The 21168-nt window shown below is 43.7% G+C and carries 18 protein-coding genes; 12 read left to right on the forward strand and 6 right to left on the reverse strand.

The window, feature by feature from the left end:
• Positions 1-43: 43 nt before the first annotated feature.
• Together LFYK43_RS07740 and LFYK43_RS07745 are read right to left on the reverse strand one after the other, a co-directional pair.
• Positions 44-1042, reverse strand: a complete 999-nt coding sequence (locus LFYK43_RS07740; RefSeq protein ID WP_124977083.1) for an MBL fold metallo-hydrolase — start codon at positions 1040-1042, stop codon at positions 44-46.
• A 20-nt stretch (positions 1043-1062) separates the two neighbouring features.
• Positions 1063-2499: a C69 family dipeptidase gene (locus LFYK43_RS07745; RefSeq protein ID WP_124977085.1), complete on the reverse strand. Its 1437-nt coding sequence runs from the start codon at positions 2497-2499 to the stop codon at positions 1063-1065.
• A gap of 267 nt (positions 2500-2766) precedes the next feature.
• On the opposite strand from LFYK43_RS07745, the gene lysA reads away from it, so the two are divergent.
• The 5 genes from lysA to LFYK43_RS07770 all read left to right on the forward strand — a co-directional run bounded on the left by lysA (position 2767) and on the right by LFYK43_RS07770 (position 7627).
• Positions 2767-4056 (forward strand): diaminopimelate decarboxylase, encoded by a 1290-nt coding sequence (gene lysA / locus LFYK43_RS07750; RefSeq protein ID WP_124977087.1) that lies wholly within the window; start codon positions 2767-2769, stop codon positions 4054-4056.
• A 104-nt stretch (positions 4057-4160) separates the two neighbouring features.
• On the forward strand, positions 4161-4913 hold the full coding sequence (locus LFYK43_RS07755) for an alpha/beta fold hydrolase (protein ID WP_124977089.1): 753 nt from the start codon (positions 4161-4163) through the stop codon (positions 4911-4913).
• Positions 4914-4926: 13 nt separating this feature from the next.
• On the forward strand, positions 4927-5253 hold the full coding sequence (locus LFYK43_RS07760) for a metal-sulfur cluster assembly factor (RefSeq protein WP_124977091.1): 327 nt from the start codon (positions 4927-4929) through the stop codon (positions 5251-5253).
• A gap of 17 nt (positions 5254-5270) precedes the next feature.
• A complete protein-coding gene (locus LFYK43_RS07765) occupies positions 5271-6242 on the forward strand; it encodes an ABC transporter permease (protein WP_124977093.1) in 972 nt (323 codons plus the stop codon).
• Positions 6239-7627 (forward strand): RsmB/NOP family class I SAM-dependent RNA methyltransferase, encoded by a 1389-nt coding sequence (locus LFYK43_RS07770; RefSeq protein ID WP_124977095.1) that lies wholly within the window; start codon positions 6239-6241, stop codon positions 7625-7627. Before LFYK43_RS07765 ends, LFYK43_RS07770 begins: the two co-directional genes overlap by 4 nt.
• Positions 7628-7706: 79 nt before the next feature.
• On the opposite strand, the gene fni is transcribed toward LFYK43_RS07770, so the two are convergent.
• Genes fni through mvk form a run of 4 tightly spaced genes read right to left on the reverse strand, consistent with a single transcriptional unit; the run spans position 7707 to position 11785 of the window.
• A complete protein-coding gene (fni, locus tag LFYK43_RS07775; RefSeq protein WP_124977097.1) occupies positions 7707-8735 on the reverse strand; it encodes a type 2 isopentenyl-diphosphate Delta-isomerase in 1029 nt (342 codons plus the stop codon).
• Between the two features lie 15 nt (positions 8736-8750).
• Complete coding sequence (locus LFYK43_RS07780) at positions 8751-9824, reverse strand: phosphomevalonate kinase (protein ID WP_124977099.1); 1074 nt, start codon at positions 9822-9824, stop codon at positions 8751-8753.
• 33 nt (positions 9825-9857) lie between these two features.
• A complete protein-coding gene (gene mvaD, locus LFYK43_RS07785; RefSeq protein ID WP_124977101.1) occupies positions 9858-10829 on the reverse strand; it encodes a diphosphomevalonate decarboxylase in 972 nt (323 codons plus the stop codon).
• Positions 10829-11785 carry a mevalonate kinase gene (gene mvk, locus LFYK43_RS07790; protein WP_124977103.1) on the reverse strand — a complete coding sequence of 319 codons (957 nt, stop codon included), beginning with the start codon at positions 11783-11785 and terminating at the stop codon, positions 10829-10831. The genes mvaD and mvk overlap by 1 nt, the downstream gene beginning before the upstream one ends.
• Positions 11786-12096: 311 nt before the next feature.
• Here mvk and LFYK43_RS07795 point away from each other — a divergent pair, with 311 nt between their 5' ends.
• The 7 genes from LFYK43_RS07795 to nth form a co-directional block, all read left to right on the forward strand.
• Positions 12097-14904 carry a helicase C-terminal domain-containing protein gene (locus LFYK43_RS07795; RefSeq protein ID WP_124977105.1) on the forward strand — a complete coding sequence of 936 codons (2808 nt, stop codon included), beginning with the start codon at positions 12097-12099 and terminating at the stop codon, positions 14902-14904.
• A gap of 62 nt (positions 14905-14966) precedes the next feature.
• On the forward strand, positions 14967-15464 hold the full coding sequence (locus tag LFYK43_RS07800) for a cell wall elongation regulator TseB-like domain-containing protein (RefSeq protein ID WP_124977107.1): 498 nt from the start codon (positions 14967-14969) through the stop codon (positions 15462-15464).
• A 16-nt stretch (positions 15465-15480) separates the two neighbouring features.
• Entirely contained in the window at positions 15481-16677 is a 1197-nt protein-coding gene (locus tag LFYK43_RS07805) for a pyridoxal phosphate-dependent aminotransferase (protein ID WP_124977109.1), read from the forward strand.
• Complete coding sequence (gene asnS / locus LFYK43_RS07810; protein WP_124977111.1) at positions 16678-17979, forward strand: asparagine--tRNA ligase; 1302 nt, start codon at positions 16678-16680, stop codon at positions 17977-17979.
• A 332-nt stretch (positions 17980-18311) separates the two neighbouring features.
• A complete protein-coding gene (locus LFYK43_RS07815) occupies positions 18312-19553 on the forward strand; it encodes an RNA-guided endonuclease InsQ/TnpB family protein (RefSeq protein ID WP_124977117.1) in 1242 nt (413 codons plus the stop codon).
• A 212-nt stretch (positions 19554-19765) separates the two neighbouring features.
• Entirely contained in the window at positions 19766-20503 is a 738-nt protein-coding gene (locus LFYK43_RS07820; RefSeq protein ID WP_124977113.1) for a DnaD domain-containing protein, read from the forward strand.
• Between the two features lie 2 nt (positions 20504-20505).
• A partial coding sequence (gene nth, locus LFYK43_RS07825; protein ID WP_124977115.1) for an endonuclease III occupies positions 20506-21168 on the forward strand: 663 nt, incomplete at its 3' end.

The following is a 21168-nucleotide window of genomic DNA, read 5'->3' on the forward strand; positions in this document are numbered from 1 at the left end:
GACTGTTTTTTTGTTTGGCTATTTAAAGCAAAAAGCGAAGAATTTACAGGTCAACTAACAGCTCTTGCTGCCATTTAGCCGGGACCTGCCGTTCGAATTCGAGACTTTTGTCTGTTTTCATAATAATGTTTTCTGCACCAACAAAATCTGTAAATTCATTCAGTTCTGCTTCTGACAGAGCGCAGAGAGGTTGTTGGTAAATCAAACCAGTACTATTGATCGCGTGCGGATGCAAGAGGGCAGGGTCCAAAAAAACGGGCATCGTATTCAGCTGACGGCTTTGTTCCACTTGAACCAAGACTTGGGCAAAGTCTTGGGGCAGATTTTGCGCATTATAGAAGTCAGCGAAAGGATAGAAAGCCTGTAAAAGCTGGAGGTAATTGTGATTCCAGATGATCGGACGGTGACAGTTCTTGGCCGTCTTATCATAGCGATAGAGGCGTTCTGGGTCCCATGGCGATAAAAGAACCGTTAAGAGTTCAGCAGCAGAGTTTTTGCTGATGAATTTAGTGAGCATTTCCTGCATTCCATTTTCGCTCAACTGATTTTCTTTTTTGGCGAAAGGTGCGATCCTTGAACCTAACAGCAGCGTGGTTAGGTGTGCATCCCGAAAAGTCTTCTTCCACGTTTTGATCCTTTTATTGTGATTTCCATGTAAATAGAAGGCATCACAATAACCAACTGTGGCATTAGCGCCTTTTGCCATTAGTGCCAGGCTGCCAAATAGACCGTCATCGTTGCTCAGCGCATGTATTTGAATGTCACCGAGTTGGACTGGGTAATTATAGGGCAAAATCGCTAATTTAGTTTGGATGTTTTCCACTAAATTAACTTTGATCAACTTTTGCATGAGTTTAAAGAACTCAAAGGACACATAGACGGGTTTTTGCTCAGCATAATTTGTTAGAAAATCCACAGCATCAAAATCTAAGTGAGTCAAAATTACGTAGTCATGTTCTTCTAAGGTCAAAGCTTGCTCGATATCTGGATCAAGTAAAATTGTTGTTTTCTTGCTCCTTAAAGTTGTATAACTATTACTCAAATGGTTTCGCTGCCTCTCTTCTAAAGATTTGCATCAGTGGTAAAATTCAGGACCGAAAGATCAGTTGAGCGTGTTACCAATTCACTGATCAATTTTTGCATATTGTCCAAGCCTAATTGCTGCATTTCAATACTTCGTTTAGTCAGAAATTCTGTTCGAGCTTGCTTATCTGTGATCTGAAGTGCCTGCTCGTCGCTGCTAGCTAATAAGTTAGCTAGAGCGATCGAAGTGTCCTTTTGTGCGTTTCTTAAAAGGTCTTGCAGTTCAGTGTAGTGTCCATCGACTAAAACACCGACTAATTTATAAGTCCAGTAAGCCGAGTTGCTGCTATACTGACCTTGTCCGACCTTGTAAGCAGGGTGAATATCTTCTGTACCGGCATAGGTTGGAATATAGACACTTTCGGCTGTCACACCCATTGCTAACCAGTGTATTCCAGCGATTTCTTTGGGTAAGTTCGGACGGATCTGTAAGATGTGGGATTCTTGTGTTTTTGCCAGACTGATTGGACGAAATTTATGTTTCTGTTCTTCATTTCCAAAACCCAATGGATCATATGGAGTGTCCTGAAAATGCGAGCCAAGCACATATTTAAAATCGTCTATTCCTAGCAAACGATCGGCCTGACGAATAAACGGGAGGTCCTGGCTCATTGGGTCCTGCTCGATTTCAGGGTTAAAGTATTTTTGCCCGTACCATACCCGGGGAGTGCTGTAGATCTCGTCTGAAAGATCATGAGTTCCAAAAATATTTCTGAAATTGAAGCCGCGTTTTTGCGGATTAAGATGATGCTTCTCAACGAAAGATTGAATGTTGGTCGAAAACATAAAATTATCCGGTTGATCAAAAGAAATATCTTGGATCGCCAGCTGGTTAGCAACCACGGCATATGAATCATCTGGGATCCGTTGTGCCACCCAGTGGTGACCGCTGCCTGTTTCCAAATACCAAACCTCATCTTGGTCAGAGAAAAGGATCCCATTACTTTCGCATGTTCCATATCGTTCAACCAAGGAGCCCAGTCGTTTAACACCTTCACGAGCCGAATGAATATAAGGGAGCACAACCGTGAGCATTGCCTCTTCGCCAATTCCATCCTTGACTAAAGGATCATAGCCTAACACGCGTTCGTTGGCATATGCACTTTCTGTGGCACTCATAGCCACCCCGTACTCATTGAAGCCATCTTCTTCGAAGACCCCAAACTTGTCTGTCCATTCAGGAGTAGCGGTATACTTGCCGCGTACCTTAGGTAAAGACAGCTTGAAGCCGTTATCTGGCGAAACAAATTCTGGCGTTTCAGCATATTCTTTATGTGGATGAACTTTCATATGCTTGGGCCAAGCACTTTTAGAATCTTCGTTGCGTGCAATGATCGTTGAACCATCTATAGTGGCAGCTTTTCCTGCTAAAATACTAGTACAAGCTGAAAAACTATCCTGATTGTTAGTGAGCATCTCTTTTTCCTTCAATCTTTATGTTTTTATGCAGGGATTTCCTGTTTTTTCGCTAAAGTTATTTTATCATAGAATTAAAGTTTTCGACCATTTCATTGTTCTCATTGATTTGGCTAAAAGGCTATAATGAGAAAAAATTATCAGATTTAAGGGTCAAAAGGGAGAACCTTCGTAACTTAAATTGCTTTTTAGGCATATTTTAAGTAACATAGATTGCAGTAGAGCGGCTCTGAAACATTGATACTATTAAGACGGAGGGTTAGTCATTTGCCAAACAAAACTGAAGTACACAATAATGGTCAACTAAAAATCGGCGGGGTGCCGGCTTTAAATTTAGCGGAGAAATATGGCACTCCATTGATTGCCTATGATGTTTCTGCAATCAAACAACAAATTGCGTCATTTAAAAAAGGATTGGCGAATTATCCAGCCGGCGGCCGCATCATTTATGCCAGCAAAGCTTTTTCAGCCTTGGCAATGTACAGACTGGCAGCTAAAGAGGATATTGGCTGTGATGTAGTTTCTGGAGGCGAATTATATGCTGCTTTGGCTGGCGGAATGGACCCTGAAATGATTGAATTTCATGGCAATAATAAACTCCCGGAAGAATTGGAGTACGCAGTCAAGCAGAAAATCGGCTGTATCGTAGTGGACAATTTTCATGAGATAGAGTTGCTCGATAAAATTCTTGCTGCGCACCATACAACTGCTAAGGTCGCATTGCGAGTTGCACCTGGAATTGAAGCCGAGACGCATAAATATATCGCCACTGGTCAATCCAATTCGAAATTTGGATTTGACCTGGATTCCGGGCAAGCGCAGCAAGCCTTAAAAGCGCTGCTGGATTCGCCTCACTTTGACGTAATAGGTTTGCATTGTCATATTGGGTCGCAAATCTTTAATGCCGAGGGCTTTGAGATGGCTGCAGTTAAAATGGTCAAATTAATGAAAAGATGGTCAGAGGAGTTTGGCTTTTCAGCACGGATCTTAAATTTGGGCGGCGGTTTTGGCATTCATTATACCGAAAGTGATCAACCGTTAAAGCCGGAAATAATTGTAGCCAGCCTTAGTCAGACCGTACAAACTGAGATTCAGAAAGCTGGGCTTGAACTGCCTGAGTTATGGGTCGAACCAGGCAGATCGTTGGTCGGTGAGGCTGGGACCACTTTATATACAGTTGGTTCAACTAAAAAAGTACCTGGGCTGTGTAACTTTGTTGCAGTTGACGGCGGGATGGGTGACAATATTCGGCCAGCACTTTATGGGGCAGCATACACCGCTTTGCTGGCAAAAGATACAAATGCTCCGCGGAATGAATTGGCAACGATCGTCGGTAAATATTGCGAATCGGGCGATGTTTTGGTCCAAGCGCAAATGCTGCCTAAGTTCCATGCAGATGATATTTTAGCGCTTTTGTCGACAGGCGCCTATGGTTATTCGATGGCTTCAAATTATAATCGCAACGGACGTCCAGCTGTTGTTTTCTGTGAGAAAGCAAAAGATCAGCTGGTCATTAAAAGAGAATCTTACGCAGATATGCTTAGGAATGAACTGTGAAAAACGGTGGTATTAAGAGCTTTTAAAGATCTAGTTGTTCCGCTGGTCGATTAGTGGGATGCGTTATATAATTAAAAGAGTATTTATCGCTTGGAGGAAATAAAATGATCAATGTTTGTGAAAAGCAGGTAGCTGGTCTCCCTGTGCTTGAAGTTGTAGATGCTAAGTTAATGCACGAAAAGCTGCCGTTAGTGCTGTTTTACCACGGCTGGACTAACCGTAAGGAAAGTTTTTTAATGCAAGGCTACGAGCTTGCTAAATTAGGCATGCGGGTGGTTTTGCCGGAGGCTTTGTACCACGGTGTTCGCGCAGACGGCCCGGTCGAAGATCATGCTGTGTCGTTTTGGCAGATCACTATTAATTCTGTGCAAGAATTTCCTAAAATCGTGGATCATTACCGCAAACAAGACCTGCTTTTAAACGAACAGGTTGGTGTCGGCGGCTTTTCAATGGGCGGGATCACGACTTGCATGCTGATGGCACAATATCCTGAGATCAATGCCGGCGTGGTGGTTTCAGGGACTCCTAGTCCGGTTGAATTCGCCAAGATCATCTTGAACAACTTGCCTGCTGGCATGGAAGTCAGTGATGAAGAGATCCAAACAACGTTGACTGCTTTGGCTGATTACGACCTTTCATTGCATCCGCAAAAGATTGGCCAGCGGCCGTTGCATTTTTGGCATGGGAATGCCGATCCGACGGTTCCGTGCAATCTGACCCAGGATTTTTATGAAAACATCAAAAATCAGCCAAGTGCGCTCCATGTTTCAGCTCATTTCAGTGAAGGAGCTGTACATAAAATGTCAGATACAGTGACAGATGAAATGATCGAGAAAATTAAGGAGTTCCTTTTGTGAGGAGGTGCCAGAGATGGATGAACAACAAAGAAAACCACAGGAAATCAAGGATGATATTATTGCTCGTTTACAGACTGTGATAGATCCAGAGCTTGGCATTGATATTGTCAATCTCGGCTTGATTTATAATGTAGATTTAAAAGATGATGGATCCTGTTTAATTGAGATGACGTTGACAACGATCGGTTGTCCGTTGACCAATATCCTTGCAGATATGGTTGAGAGTGCCTTAGACGATGTTCCAGAGATCAAGGATGTCGATGTTGAGTTTATCTGGGAGCCTGAATGGACGATCAATCGAATGACACGCTATGCTAAAATGGCTTTAGGTATTCATTAAATCAGAGGAGAAGAAATGTGTTTAGAAATAAGACGCTGTTAACTTTACTGCATGTTGGTTTGGCATTTTTGGCAGTATTTATTTTTTTTAAGATCCAGCAGCGAGATGTTGTGATCCGTTTAAATGCGCATAATTTATCCTCTGATGCTTACGAAGTTTCTTTTAAGCAGAACCTAACGGCAGCAGATGTCACTGAGAAGTTAACACGATCAAAACGTGTTGATGATTTACAGGTGCACTTTCAGCCAAAAGGCTCCAAAAATTTGACATATTTTTTTGGTAAAGGTTCGTTTGCTACACCACCGTTGTTGTCAGGCAGCTTTTTTTCAAAAAGTGATTTTGTTTCTGATTTGAATGTCGCAGTTGTGGGTAAAAATCTTTCCTCCAAATTATACCAGCCTAAAGACCAACAGTATCTAAAAGTGGATGGTAAATTTATTCCAGTGATCGGTGTCATGGGTGAAAAAATCAATTCAGAACTTGATCGCCAGATCTTCATCGCCCCCTCGCGTCAAAAATTAGCACAAATGAAAACTAGTCACTATCGGGTGATCATTGACGGTGAGCGTGGGTTAAAGGCGGCTGACTTGAAGTCGATCTTGCCAATTAAAAGGATTGCAAAGAGTCATGAGCAGCAGTTCGTATTAACTAAATGGGAGTGGGCAACCTCGCACAAGTTGCAGCTTTGCGGTTTAGTTATTTTAGTAATCATGGCTTGTTTAGCAATTTTGTTGTGGGTCCGTTCTTCCCAAGGCTTATACCAGCAGCAATTATCTGCCAAGTATAGTGCACAGCAAGTTGCACTCAGAGAATGGGGGACTTATTCCCTTTTTAATGGGTTAGGTACATTGCTGGGGGCTTTATTGGGCGGGTTGATCTTTGAAGTTCAAAATTATTTGCCTTTAATTATTTATTTAGTTGCTGCTTTTGCTTTAAACAGTCTGCTTTTTGATTTGTTAGTTAAGAAAGGTTTGCGTAAAATTCAATGAATTTACCCCAAGATTTTATAAACAAATACGAAAAACTGCTTGGGACTGAGGCTGCAGATTTTCTTGCAAGTTTCGATGACCCGACCCAAAAAGGTTTTCGAATTAATCCACTTAAAAATGAACCTAAGCAGCTGGAATATTCATTAAATCAACCAGTAGCTTACACGAAGACTGGATACTACGGCAGCGTTAGTGGACATTCACTCGAGCATCAAAGCGGTTATGTCTATAGTCAGGATTTAAGTGCAATGTACGTCGCAGAAAATGTGACCGTGAAACCCGGAGCAAAAATTTTAGATCTCTGTGCTGCCCCAGGCGGGAAATCAACTCAAGTTGCTTCGCAAATGAATAATCAGGGATTATTAGTTTCTAACGAGATCAATCATGGACGGGCTAAGATTTTGGCGCAAAACCTGGAGCGGATCGGGGCTAAAAATACAATTGTTCTGAATGAATCTCCTGCTAAGCTGGCAGCAGCATTTCCAGGGTATTTTGATCAGATCTTGGTAGATGCTCCCTGTTCTGGGGAGGGAATGTTTCGCAAGGATCATCAAGCAGTAGCTTACTGGTCCAAAGATTATCCCGATCAATGTGCCAAAAGACAGCGTGAGATCCTGCTCTCTGCCTACCAGATGCTTGCACCTGGCGGTTCGTTGCTCTATTCGACTTGTACTTTTGCACCAGAGGAAGATGAGCAGATCGCTGCTTGGTTGTTAGAGGAATTTTCAACGTTAAAAATCGTCCCGATCAAGACTTATCCTGGGATGGACCACGGGCGGCCGGAATTTGCTAACGGAGAGGGAACTCTAGCTGGTACAGTTAGATTGTGGCCGCACCATTTTCAAGGTGATGGGCATTTTATTGCAAAATTTATGGATACACGCCAGCCGGTTGCCGCAAGCGAGCAGGCACCGAAAAAGAAAACTAAGAAAAAAGAGCGGCAAAAAAAACAGCCTGTAATTTCGCGTGAACAGCTGGAGCTCTGGCAAAACTTTGCCGCTGCATTGAAGCCGGATCTGCGATTTGGCCGAGCTGATTTGCGCTCCTATGGCGACCACCTATATTACTATGATCATAGCTGGCCGGATATTTCCCGGTTAAAGTTTATGCGTCCGGGGCTGCTATTAGGAGAATTTAAGAAAAAAAGGTTTGAACCCTCGTATACTTTAGCCTTGGCTTTACGGCCGCAAGATTATGCGCAGACGCTGTCGGTTACTCATGCACAGTGGGCTCAATATGTGCATGGCGATGTCTTGCAAATTGCACAAAAGGAAAGCAAGGGCTGGGCTTTGCTAGTCTGTGAGGGAAAGCCGTTTGCATTTGGCAAAATTAGCGGCGGTTCGGTGAAAAACTTTTTCCCTAAAGGGTTGCGGTTTAGCGATTAAATAATAAAGTTGCAATATACAAATATGCAAAAAGAGGAGCGTCCTTGTTGGTCGCTCCTCTTTTTGTATAATGCAAATTTCAATTTGAAAGCTGTTTTTTAAAAGACAACAATTGATCTGAGAGCAGGTATTTTTCCTGATGCAGCTCAGTGATATTGCGACAGCCTAAAAGCAGCATGATCTTAGCAACTTGAACCTTTAAGTTTTTGATCAGATAATCCAAGCCGTCATCGCCTTGTTTGATCAAAGTATGCAGGAAAAGGCCGGAGATCCCGACATTATCTGCCCCGAGCACTAAGCATTTAACGATGTCCAGTGCATTCCTGATCCCGCCTGAAGCTGTGAAAGAAAATGACTCAGCAAATTGTTGGGCCGCTAGGAGCGCCTTAGCCGTCGAGAGACCAGCATTTTGAAGAAAGGCAAACTCTTTTTCGTGCCGCCGCTGATTTTCGATTGCAACAAAGTTAGTTCCTCCGGCACCGGAAAGGTCGACATAAGAGACGCCTAGCTGCTGCAATTTACGCAAAGTCTTGGGTGAGATCCCCATCCCGACTTCTTTAACTAAAACGGGTACCGGCAGGCCGGCTATGATCTCGCTTAAGTTTTTTTGCCAATAAAATGATCTGTCACCTTCAGGCATGACCAATTCTTGAGCGGGATTTAAATGGATTTCCAGCGCTTGGGCATCCAACATATCGATCGCTGCTAGAGCAGAGTCCAAACCGTGAGATGCCCCGAGATTCCCCAAGATAAAACCGTTAGGATCTACTTGACGTGCACCCGTGAAGTAAGGGGTCGCAGACGGATCTGCTAAGGCAACACTCTGGGAGCCTGTAGCGAATGGCAGATCATTATCAGCTGCAGCTCGTGCAAGACGCCGGTTGATTTTTCCGGTTTCAGGACTTCCGCCAGTCATTGCGTTGATAAAAAAGGGGGCTGAGATTGGACGAGAGACTAAGGTCGTTGAGATGTCGATCTCCTCCAGACTTAGTTCTGGTAGACTGTCAAAAAGAAGCTCAACGTACTCCAAGTCGTTGGCAGCTTCTTTTTGATATAATTTTTCCGCAATGATCACGTGTTCGTCTTTGCGATGTGCTTGAATGTTCATTGCATGGCTCCTTTTCTATTCGGTAACATTGTGGACCTGGAGATCAAGGGGTTCGATCCCTTCCGCCAGCCATTTAGTATAGACTTGCTGCGATGGAATCTGTTTGTTAAGAACGACGATCCCGCAGTCCCCGCCGCCGGCACCAGATGATTTAGCCACACCGCCAAATGATTCTGCGATCTGAATCAGGCGTGATAACTTGGGCGTCTCGATCTCAAGTTTGCTGAATCCTGCTAAATCGGCTAATGCATGGCGGTTTTGTTGGAGGCCATCTTGGATCAATGTGAGTGAATTTTCATGAAAACCCTGAATAATTAATTCCAAACACTGCTTACTTTGAGTGAGAAAGCTGGTATATAGTCTTTGTTTTTCGGCTTTCTTTAAGCCAACAGCATCAACCAGGTGAGAAGTTGACGCTGGCGAGCCAGTCCAGCCGATCAATAAAGAAAGGTTTTCTGGAGGTTCTAAGAGTTCAATTTGCAGCTGGGGCCATGCAAGTTCGATAATTTCTGTTAATGAGTATTTTTTGCGGGCCAAAGTGAGCCAAGTCCGATCAAAAGAGTGGTAGGCTAAAAAGCCGCCATAAACGCTGGCAGCGATATCTCCTAGCGAACCGTTTCCTTGGACTTCAAAATGTGCAATCGCAGCCAGCTTGAAGAGTTGATCCTTAGAAACAGGCAGTTCGTAAAAAGCACACAGAGCCTTGACAGTAGCCACAGTTACAGCTGCTGAAGACCCCAAGCCGTATTTTTTGCCATCAGGACTATCTAAATCGCTATCGATCTTGAGATGATAGCAAAGCATTTCTTTGCCTAAAAGTCGGGCATATTCTTCGGTGATCTTGATTCCAGACAGAATGTAGTGGAAAGGATTATCCCGGTTGTCAAAGACCATTTGGTTGCCTTGTCTTCGCCAATACAGTGAATCTTCCTGGTACTGACGCGAAATAATCGAGCCATAATCTTTGCTTGCCTCGACTGAGACACGTACGAATTGATTAAGTGCGACTAATATCGCAGGGTACCCGGTCTCAACGACGGCGTATTCACCTGCTAAGTAAAGTTTGCCGGGGGCTTTGACCTCGATCAAATAAATCAGACCCTTTCAGGATTATAATTATCTTTAGTCTAGTAATTGAGCTCCTGGACCAGGTGCTGCAACGAGCAGGTGGTCTGCAGGAAAGTGGTTTTGCAACTGTCTTAATATAACACTAAGATCTGCATTTTTACAAATTACTTTCACGTTTGGGCCCGCATCCATCGTATAGTAACAAGGATAGCCAAGCTCGCGAATTTCTTCAATTATATTCATTGCTATGATGCTTGCTGGAGCAAAGTAGTTAAAATGCGGCTGTGCGCTTAAATTGAGGGCATGCATTTTGAGAGCATTGCTTTCGGCTATTTCACCAAAATGCTTGAAATCTTGGCTTGCTAAGGCTGTTTTGATATTTTTTAAATCAGTCTTGGCCGATTTGATCCATTCTGAATAAAAAGGCGAGGTTGCAACAACAGTCTGCATTCCTTGTCGTGAAGAGACCTTCTTGGGTTGATCATCGATCACAATTGCGATCATTCTAATATCCCAGTCGTTTTCATACTCAAGCGGTTGCGCATAAGACGACTGATCGTCTGTACCTTCCAGCCATTCAGCGAACCCTCCGAAAATTGACCGCGTCGCTGAACCTGAACCTCGCCGAGCGATCCGCGAAAGTTTTTGGCGGTCAAATTTTTTATTGGCAGCAGCTGTTGCAGCTAAGGCTAAAGCAGCATACGCTGAGGCTGAAGACGCTAGCCCTGCGGCTGTCGGAACGTGATTAGTCGACTTGATCACGGCGTGACTGTCAAAGCCGGTATTTTGCCGGACAATGTCCATGAAATGCATAACTTTAGGGTCCTCTTTTTGCGCCCCATTCAAATAAAACTCGTCTTGAGTTAAATTTTTGTCATAACTAACAGAAGTATCGGTATAAAACTTATCCAGTGTCAACGATAGCGAACCGTTCATTGGTAAGATCAGCTGCTGGTCTTTTTTACCCCAATACTTGATCAGAGCAATGTTGGTGTGTGCTCTTGCTGATGCTTGATATTGTGCCATTATAATCCTCCCATAGCAGATGACAGGGGCTGGATCCACGTCTTGGTCACACCGTTTTTTTCTAAGAGTGCGGCTAATTTTTCTGCATCAGCCCGGGTGTTAATTAAATTAATAAAACAGCCTCCACGCCCGCCACCGGTCAACTTACTGCCTAGAGAGCCGTTCTCTTGTGCCAGTTTGATCAGAAAGTCTAACCTTTGTGTACTGACACCCAGAGCGGATAAGTGTCTTTGCGCAGTATTCAAAGAGTTGCCCAGACCTCTGACGTCGTTTTGTGCCAGCTGCTCTTTGACTAGACTGGTTAAAGAGCCTAATTTATCTAAGAGTTTTTGAGTTTGTGAATGGTGCTGCTCAAACCGTTCTTGAACGATCTTGATCGCCGCGCTGGTCTGACCCTTGATCCCACTATCACAGATCAGCAGGTAGGCATTCATAGAAAGGGGCAACGGGGTCAATTCTTGCCCTCGGATCATCCAGACTGGTCTTTGACTTGCAACTGTTGCCGCGTCTAGACCACTCGGATTTTTATGTGTGTCTTTTTCAGAAATATCTGCCAAATGCAAGGTTTTAGCGTGGGTCAATTTTAAAGAAAAGGCATCATAAAAACAGCGGATCACAGCCACGGCTGCTGCTGCTGAAGATCCCATTCCGCGTTCAGCAGGCAGCTGGCTGCGAATCGTTAAGGTGAAACCAAGGTCTTCTTGCTTGATCTCTTTTAAAAGGGTGATGATCAAATGATGCAGTCCCTCCATGCTATGCGGCATCCGATCAAGCGGCCCGTCAAAGTATGAGCTCTTGATCACTTGTGTGTGCTCCTGGGTGAAACTTAAATAAGCTTGTGTTTGAATGGACGGTAAAGGTAATGCGATCGCGGGTTTACCGTACACTACAGAATGTTCTCCAATTAAAATGATTTTGGCATGACTTTTGCCAATGCCGTCATATTTCTGTTTCATAGTGAGATTTTGACATCCTCTCAGTGAATTTTGCAAACTCTGAGCATTAAGAGTGGAATTGAATCTCGAACAAAGAGTTGCTGCAAAGCTTCTAAACCGAATAGAAATATTTGTTTAGCAAGATAATTATACATTTTCACCTTTGATCAGACAATTAAAACTACAATTAAGTTTAGGTGAATAGCTTTACGATCACGGAAACACTCCGAGTAAAGCTTTATCAGAAGTGGACAAATCGCGCTATTACTGGTATTATCAACGGTTGTAGATAGAAGGCTTTCATTTTACTTTGAAGTAGAAGCGGTGAAAAAATGAGCAGTAAAAAAATATATGCCGTGGTTGATTTAGAGACCACTGGCACGGCAATCAACGGGACAAATCGAATCATTCAGTTCAGTTGTGCATTTATTGAAAATCAGCAGGTGGTCAATGAGTTCTCTACCTTGGTCGACCCCAAGCAGCCTATTCCAGCTGAGATTTCTCATTTGACTGGCATCTTCGATCGGGATGTTAAAGAGGCTCCAAGTTTTGAAGAGGTTGCGGGAACCATATACGCACTCCTGCAAAATACGATCTTTGTGGCACATAATATCGCTTTTGACTATAATTTTCTGAATAGTGAATTAACTCGGGTGGGTTATCCTGAACTGGGCTTAAAGGGGATCGATACTGTTCAGTTAGCTCAGGTTGTTTTGCCGACTTTGCCATCATATCGTTTGTCAGATATCAGCCGTGTTTTGCACTTGGAACATGAAAGACCGCATAATGCAGCTAGTGATGCTCAGACCACTGCCGAACTTTTCATTGAACTCCAAAAAAAGATCGCAGAGTTGCCTGTGGGGGTCCTTGAGCAGCTGGTTCGTATGGGCAGGAAAATGGAATTTGAAACTGTGGACTGTTTTAAGAAAGAATTCCGTAAAAAGAAACAGCAAGAGTACACTCTTCCGTCCGAATTGATCACAGTTGCAGGGATCGTGCTGCAGAGGCCGGTTTTTGAGCAAGAAACGCTAGCGCCTTTAGAGTATCCGCGAACAGTACAAGAAAAGCAAAAGTTGTTTGCCCATGAAATTGAATGGCGCAAGCAGCAGGCAACAATGATGGATCAAATTGCGGATTTTTTCGAGAGTGAGCAGCATGTTGCTTTAATTGATGCACCGACCGGAATGGGAAAAACGCTGGGGTACTTGTTTCCGGCAGCTTATCAGACGGGCCAAAAAAAGCAGGTCGTGATCAGTACTGCCACTACAGCATTGCAGGCACAGTTAGAAGAGCGCGGCTTTACCTTGCTAAAAAAGCTGCTGCCATTTGGGTGCTCGTATGTTTCTTTGAAAGGCAATCATCATTTTATTGACCTTGACCGTTTTTATCGTTCTTTGTACCAGCCGCAAAATGCGCATACGGTTTTGCTGCAGATGCGCATTTTGGTCTGGTTGACTCAGACTAAAACCGGAGATTTTGACGAACTGCATCTGACAAAGATCCAAGATCCTATTTTTGCAGAGATCCAGCATCATGGGATCGAAGGGCTGAACCAGGAGAGCCCATTTTACGCTGTTGATTTTTTACGGCAAAAAAGGGCGACGGAACAGAAAGCAGATTTTTTGTTGACCAACCATGCCTATTTGAGCCAGCATGTTTTAGAATTAAGTGGGCCTAACAGTATTTTGATCGTTGATGAAGCGCAGCATTTGCCGGAAATGACTCGTTCCAGCAACAAACAAACTATTGACTTTGATGAAATCAAGATCTTGGCTGATTCATTACTAGTTAAGATCGAGTCCAAGGAGTCATATTCTTTTGCAGAATTAGTTAAAAATCAAATTATTTCTGCTGCTAGTTATCACAAGGTATTACGCTTGATCCGTCAAATTGATTCGCGCGTCCCGCAATTGCGCGCAGAATTTTTGCATGCTTTTTTGAAAAATGGGCAAAGAAATGAAAAAAATTATGAGCAGCTTGTTGCCCCAGCTAAATTACGAGGCTTTATTAAAGCCCACTTGGAAGAATTCGTGGTGGTTAAAAATTCTGCAGCTGCGTTGCTTAACTTAGATCAGGAAATTTACCGTGAATATATCCAACAAGCCGAGGGCGGACACCTAAGTTCGGTGCAAAGCAAACTCCTCAACGACTATTTTACTCTCGTTGATGCCTTGCAGGCGGCTTTAAAAAATTGGCCAATTTTTTCTCTCGATCGGCTAGAGCAGGCTGGAGACAATCAGCTGATCTGGCTGACTAAATCAGCTTTTAAAGAGGCACATCTGCGGCTGAATGTGGGCTTGATGACAACCGAAGGCTTTTTACAAAAGCAAATTTATGCTCACTTTGAGCACGTGCTGCTTACAGGTGCCGGTTTGGCCTTAGAGGGGATGGAACAATATGTTTGCTCGAGTTTAGACCTCGCCCCCGCAACTGTTTTTTCAGTGTATGATGCGCCTTTTGATTACGGACAGCAAGTTAAAGCAATCATCGCAAAAGACGCACCCGATGTTGGTGCTGTGGCGTATTCTGATTACTGTGCCTACCTTGCGCAAGCCATCGGCGAAATTTGTCAGCAAGTTCAACGTCAAACCTTGGTTTTGTTTAATTCTTTGCAAACGATCCAAGATGTTTATCGTTTGTTACAGGAAAATGGGCAGCTTTCTAAGCGGACGCTGCTTGCGCAGGGCATCTCTGGCGGGGTTGAAAAAATCCGCAAGAGATTCTTGATGGATCGTGACCACCAGGCGATCTTACTTGGAACAGGCAGCTTCTGGGAAGGAATTGATCTACCTCAAGACGACTTGGAACTGCTGCTGATCACGAGGCTGCCATTTCAGCCAGTTGAAACTATCGTCAATCAGGCACGCTATCAGGCGGCTGAAAGAGAAGGACAAAATCCGTTTTCAACGATCGCACTGCCTGAAGCAGTCAGCAAGCTAAATCAAGGCTTTGGCCGATTGATCAGGACCCCGCAAGATCAAGGCGGCTTCGTGTTGCTGGACTCACGTATTTTGCACAAAAAATATGGGGTTGTTTTTGAAAAATCATTCCCTGTTGGTTTGAAATTAGAACGGTTGGCAACGGGCAGCATTAGTGCCAACTTGCAAAGTTTTTTCAAAAACGTTCCAAAGAAACTTTAAAGAAGATTCTTTGGTTGGTATAATTAAGTTATGTTTCTTTTTAACCAAGGATAGGTACAGAAATGAGAGAAAACAACGGACGCATCAAAAAATGGACACTCTGGACACTGCTTTTAGCATTCCTGTTAGTTATTGGAGCGTATTTTTACGGTACTTTTTTGCCCCATTCGCAAAATCGGCAGCAAGTGACAGCATTAGCTCAAAAATACGCTCATTTAACAAAGGTTAATAAATACTATGAATTTTCATACGATGGGCAAAATTACCAGAGTGTCCTGGGCAGCAACCGCCAAGGCAAAAAAATTTATGCAATTGTTGCCGACAATAAACGCAAGATCAATGTTTATTCTTCCAGTAAGGTCATCTCGGCCAGAACGGCGATCAATTATGTGAAGTCTAAGCGCCAGCCTAAAAGGATCCTTAAGGCGGTACCAGGGTTGATCGATCATGGTAAACGTCCTGTCTGGGAAGTGACATATCTGAATCAGGAAGGCAATCTTTGTTATACCTTAATGTCTTTGAAAAATGGGACAGTTATTAAAGAGATCCGTAATTTGTGATAAGGAGGGTTTTGAGATGAAATTAGCACAACGAGTTCAAACGCTGGAACCGTCAGCAACGATCGCACTCTCTGATCAAGCCAAAAAGTTACAGGCGCAAGGGGTCGATGTTGTTAATTTAACGGCTGGAGAGCCTGATTTTCCGACACCTCTAGCAATCAAGCAAGCGGCGATCGAGTCGATCCAAAGCGGCCAAGCGGACTCATATACCGCTGCTGCAGGGATATTACCTTTACGCCAAGCACTTGCAGATAAAATCAATCAGCAGTATCGCACAGAGGTAACTGCGGCTGATGTCGCGATCACCACAGGAGCGAAGTTTGCTTTGTATTTAGTCAGTCAGGTTTTACTTGACCCTAATGATGAAGTTTTGATCCCTGTCCCTTATTGGGTCAGTTATAGCGAGCAGGTCAAGTTGGCAGGAGGAGTTCCGGTTTTTGTTGTTCCAACAAGCCGGGATAATAAAGTCTCAGTTGCCGATCTGAAAGCTCATGCAACAGAAAAAACCAGAGCACTCATCATTAACTCACCGCAAAATCCATCAGGATCAGTTTATTCAAAAGATGAGCTGGTCCAGATCGGGCAGTGGGCGGTGGAAAATGGGATCACGCTGATTACAGATGATATCTACCGTGACCTGATTTATAATCAGACTGAATTTCATTCTCTGTTTGAATTTGCGGGCAAGATCCGCGAACAAACGATCCTGATCAGCGGTTTTTCCAAAACTTATGCTATGACTGGTTGGCGCGTGGGCTTTATTGCCGGACCGGGAGAATTTATGCAAAAAATTTCTGCTTTGCTTAGCCAGACTACCAGCAATTTAACGGTCTCCAGCCAATATGCGGCTTTAGCTGCATTGAGTTTGCCGAACAGTGAGATCGAAAAAATGCGCGGGGATTACGAGCAGCGATTGAATCATTTTTACCCAGAATTCAAAGCACTGCCTGGTTTCAGTTTTCCTGTTAAACCGCAGGGGGCGTTCTATTTATTCCCGGATGTGACTGAAGCTTTAAGCCTATGTCAGATCGAGACTACGGCAGAATTTGCCCGTCGTTTGTTAGATGAAGTTCATGTTGCTGTTGTACCGGGTGAAGCCTTTGGGCAGCCTGGATCACTGCGCTTGAGTTATGCTGCTGCATCCGAAAGCTTAGAAAAAGGTGTCCAGCGGATCAATAAATTTATGAGAGTACATACGCAGGAGGAAAAGTAAGTGGAAACAATTAGTATTATCGATGCCAAAAAATACGTGGATCAGAAAGTCAAAATCGGTGTCTGGCTGACTAATAAACGTTCGAGCGGCAAGATCGCATTCTTGCAGTTGCGCGATGGTTCGGCATACTTTCAAGGGGTAGTTGTTAAAAGCAACGTCTCGGCGGAAGTATTTGCATTAGCGAAAGAAGTCAAGCAGGAGACAAGTCTTTACGTCATTGGGACGATCCATGAAGACGCTCGTTCACATTTCGGTTATGAAATTGAAATTGAGGATTTAACCGTGGTCGGTGAAAGTGAAGATTATCCGATTTCTCCTAAAGAGCATGGAACTGACTTTTTAATGGATCATCGTCATTTATGGCTCCGTTCTCAGAAACAGTTTGCTAATATGCAAGTTAGAAATGAAATCACGCGCGCAACCTTTGAATTCTTCAACCAGGAAGGATTCATCAAGTTTGATGCTCCGATCTTGACTGGCAGTGCTCCAGAAGGAACGACTGAGCTTTTTCATACAGAGTATTTTGATAAGGACGCTTATCTTTCACAGTCAGGTCAATTGTATGCGGAAGCAGGGGCAATGGCTTACGGCAAGGTCTTTACTTTCGGGCCGACTTTCCGCGCGGAGAAGTCTAAGACTCGCAGACATTTGATCGAATTCTGGATGATCGAGCCGGAAATGGCATTCATGCATCAAGAAGAAAGTTTGGAGTTGCAGGAACGTTATATTGCCTATCTGGTTCAAAATGTTTTGGATCACTGTGACTATGCTCTGACCATTTTAGGTCGAGATAAGGAATTGCTGCAAAGTTATACTAAGCTGCCTTATCCTCGTATCTCCTATGATGAAGCCGTAAAACTGCTGCAGGATTCAGGTGAATTTGGCGACATTGAATGGGGTGCTGATTTTGGGTCTCCTGAAGAGACTTACCTAGCTAATCACTTTAATCAACCAGTTTTCGTGGTCAACTATCCTAAAGCAATTAAGCCGTTTTATATGAAGCCGCACCCAACACGGGAAGATCTCGTGATTTGTGCCGATTTGTTGGCTCCAGAGGGTTATGGTGAGATTATTGGCGGTTCTGAGCGTGCAACTGATCCTGAGTATCTCAAAACACAGATCAAACAAGCCGGCTTAAATGAAGATGATTATCAGTGGTACCTTGATTTGCGTCGTTATGGCAGTGTCCCGCATTCCGGGTTTGGTCTTGGATTAGAGCGGATGGTGACCTGGGTCACCGGCGAAAGCCATATTCGTGAAGCAATTCCGTTCCCACGGATGCTTAACCGAATCTATCCGTAAAAAGAAAAGGAATGGGTCTGATCCCATTCCTTTTTTGCATGAAGTGAGTGATGAGCCATCCTTTCAGGTTGGTACTTAAGCGCGAATGATTTAATTAAAAACAGCGCAGAAATCCCGTGACTTTAGTCATGGGTTGAATGCGCCCCTTCTGTGCGGTGAAGCACACCTATTTTTGCATTGTATCGTTGGTTTTCAAATTACACCGTTTTTTTGTGACGAAATCTTCGCTGATATTGTTCCTAGGGAACATATGTTTTGATATTTGTACCTGGTTCATATATAATATATTTAGTAATTTATGGAAGCAGGTGAAAATAGTGGCAAAGTTGAGCATGAAAAAACTGCCGTATCATTATGGCTTAAAAGTGCGTTGTTATCCGTCTAGTCAACAAAAGGCAATTATCAAGCGCAACAGTGACGCTAGTCGTTTTGTCTACAATGAACTAGTGGCGATCAGCCGTGAGTTATATGAGTTAAAGCGAATTAAGTTACCAATCGATACGGTCCAACAACGAATTCACCAACTTGAACAGCGTAAAAAGTCGACCAAGAACATCAGTGATGAGCACTTGTTTTTATGCCATAAAGATATTGACAGCTTGAGTTTAGCGAATGCCAAACAAAACTACGCTAAAGCATGGAAAGCTTTTCGTAAAGTGCACCGGAGTGGAGTCCCTGTCTTTCACAAGAAAAATTATACTTGGAAGTATCAGACTAATGCCCAATACAGCAGCAAAGCCAGTCGACCGTCTTTGCTAAATGGCACCGTCAAGTTTCTGGGCCGTAACCACGCTAAATTACCTAAGCTTGGTGTCATCAGAACTAGCGCAATCCGGAGTAAAATTTGGAAGATGCGTGAAGTGGTCAGAATTGGCACAGTGACGGTCACTAAAGACAGTGCTGACTGCTTTTATTTGAGTTTCCAATTAGGTTCAACCCAACCTTTTATCGGGGCGGTGACCTTTAACAACGAAAAACTGGGTGTTGATCTGAATACGGAAAATTTTTTGACTGACAGTAATGGCGCAATTGTTGCCAACCCTCGTTATTATCGCAAAGTACTCAAACAGCTTAACCAGCAAAAGCGTAAACTCTCACGCCGACAGCTACGGGCCAAGAAAGAACACCGCCCCTTGCGTGAAGCTAAAAATTATCAAAAACAACGACTGCTCGTAGCTAAAATGCAAGTCAAAGTAGCACATCAACGACTGAACTTCCTACATAATTTGACAACTGAATTGGTCAAGAACCACGACTTCTTGGTTGCCGAAGAGTTAAGAAGCAAAAATCTGTTGAAGAATCATGCGCTTGCCTTATCGATCAGTGATGCTGGTTGGCGATTGTTTTTACAGCAACTGCAAAACAAAGCTGAACTTTATGGCAAGACTTTTGTGGCAGTCGATCCACGCAACACTACGCAGACATGCTCAAAGTGTGGTTACTTGTTGTCAGGAAGTAACAAACTGACCTTGAAGGACAGAACCTGGCAGTGCCCACAATGTCACACCAAACATCAACGAGATCATAATGCAGCCAAGAATATTTTGGTAAAAGGAATCGATCAATTAGCGTAAAAAATATAAAAAGCCCCTTGGCAACTTGGGGGCTCAATGCACTTGGTAATTAGCATGTCAGACGGCTTAACGACTTCGGTCCATAAGGCGCAGTGCTGTATCTAGTGAAATTGCAGCAGGCACTCGATGAGTACTAACGACTACAAGCCACGGGTTTTAACCCGTGGTAGTTGACAATGGGGTCAGAAATTAGTTTGGAAGGAGAAGGTTGAATGGAACAGATTTTTGCACAGTATATTAAAGAGGGGCAAATGACCGTTTCCAATATGGTCTTACGCAATTACTCCAAGTTAGGTTTAACCAGCGATGAATTTATTTTGTTCTTGCAGATCTCGAGTTGTTTGCAAAGCGGCAAAGATTTTCCTGACTTGGATGAGATCGGACACCGGATGGGGATCAAAAATACGGAAGTCTATGATTTAGTCCATCAATTGCTAGCTAAAAAACTTTTGACACTTGTACCTGTCAGTGATGCTTCTGGCAAACAGCATGACCGGTATAGTTTTGAACTGCTCTATCGCAAGCTGAGCGCCTTGTTGGAAAAACAGGGCGAAACAAAAAAAGATATTAATGAACAGATGCAAAGAGAACAGGTCTACAATCAAATTGAAGAGGAGTTTGGCCACCCGCTGTCTCCAATTGAAATGGAAACGATCGATTCTTGGCTAAAACATGATCACTATTCAGCCGAGCTCATTAGCGCAGCTTTAAGAGAGGCTGTTTTGGGCAGAGCGTATAGTTTAAAATATATGGACAAAGTTTTATTGAATTGGGAAAAACACAATATTAAGTCAGCGGCGGACGTTGAGGCTTTGCAGAGTAAGCGGCGCAAAGACCAAGGCGACGACGATGGCCAGGGGCAAGCGAAAAAGCGTGGTCAGGCTAATCAGCCGCATATCCCGCTGTATCAATGGTCACAGCGATCGGACTCTAAGTTGAAAGGCAAATGAAGATGGAGCAAGAAAGTGCAAATGAATTATTATCTAATGAGCAAACCTTGCTGGCAGTGCAGGTCATGGGCAGGATGTTTCTAGATGCCAAAACGACCCTTCAAGCTGATTCCAAATTTCATTTTTTGTTGGCAGTGATTTTAAGTGCCCAAGCAACGGATCGCGCGGTCAATCTGGCGACTCCAGCACTTTTTGCCCAGTATCCGCGCCCGCAAGATCTAGCCCGTGCTGTTCCAGCAGAGGTTCAGAAGTTCATTCAAAATTTAGGCTTGTCTGCACGCAAAGCACAATATTTGGTAGGCTGTGCGCAAAAATTAGTCTCCGACTTTGGCGGGGAAGTACCAGCTGACCAAGCGCAGCTGGAATCCTTGCCAGGAGTTGGGCGTAAGACCGCCGATGTTGTTTTAGCAGAATGTTTTGGTCAGCCGCGGATCGCGGTTGATACACATGTTAGTCGAGTTGCACGGCGCCTGCAAATCGTGCCCGCCAAAGCTTCCGTGGTTCAAATTGAAAAAATATTGATGAGTAAATTGCCGCAGAACTATTGGATTCGTGCGCATCATCTGCTGATATTCTGGGGCCGTTATCAGTGTTTAGCGAGAAAACCTAAGTGTGATCACTGTCCTTTGTTGAAAGTCTGTCAATATGGAAGATCACACTTGTTA

Origin of the sequence: Ligilactobacillus salitolerans (genome assembly GCF_003864415.1) — a bacterium.
Classification (GTDB): Bacteria; Bacillota; Bacilli; order Lactobacillales; family Lactobacillaceae; genus Ligilactobacillus; species Ligilactobacillus salitolerans.

Excerpts from the sequence above, each read along its gene's own strand:
- mvk (WP_124977103.1), bottom strand. The coding sequence starts at position 11,785 with ATGAAACAGAAATATGACGGCATTGGCAAAAGTCATGCCAAAATCATT.
- fni (WP_124977097.1), bottom strand. The coding sequence starts at position 8,735 with ATGAACATTCAAGCACATCGCAAAGACGAACACGTGATCATTGCGGAA.
- LFYK43_RS07770 (WP_124977095.1), top strand. The coding sequence starts at position 6,239 with ATGAATTTACCCCAAGATTTTATAAACAAATACGAAAAACTGCTTGGG.
- LFYK43_RS07800 (WP_124977107.1), top strand. The coding sequence starts at position 14,967 with ATGAGAGAAAACAACGGACGCATCAAAAAATGGACACTCTGGACACTG.
- LFYK43_RS07760 (WP_124977091.1), top strand. The coding sequence starts at position 4,927 with ATGGATGAACAACAAAGAAAACCACAGGAAATCAAGGATGATATTATT.
- LFYK43_RS07755 (WP_124977089.1), top strand. The coding sequence starts at position 4,161 with ATGATCAATGTTTGTGAAAAGCAGGTAGCTGGTCTCCCTGTGCTTGAA.
- LFYK43_RS07820 (WP_124977113.1), top strand. The coding sequence starts at position 19,766 with ATGGAACAGATTTTTGCACAGTATATTAAAGAGGGGCAAATGACCGTT.
- LFYK43_RS07805 (WP_124977109.1), top strand. The coding sequence starts at position 15,481 with ATGAAATTAGCACAACGAGTTCAAACGCTGGAACCGTCAGCAACGATC.
- LFYK43_RS07815 (WP_124977117.1), top strand. The coding sequence starts at position 18,312 with ATGAAAAAACTGCCGTATCATTATGGCTTAAAAGTGCGTTGTTATCCG.
- LFYK43_RS07795 (WP_124977105.1), top strand. The coding sequence starts at position 12,097 with ATGAGCAGTAAAAAAATATATGCCGTGGTTGATTTAGAGACCACTGGC.
- LFYK43_RS07745 (WP_124977085.1), bottom strand. The coding sequence starts at position 2,499 with ATGCTCACTAACAATCAGGATAGTTTTTCAGCTTGTACTAGTATTTTA.
- mvaD (WP_124977101.1), bottom strand. The coding sequence starts at position 10,829 with ATGGCACAATATCAAGCATCAGCAAGAGCACACACCAACATTGCTCTG.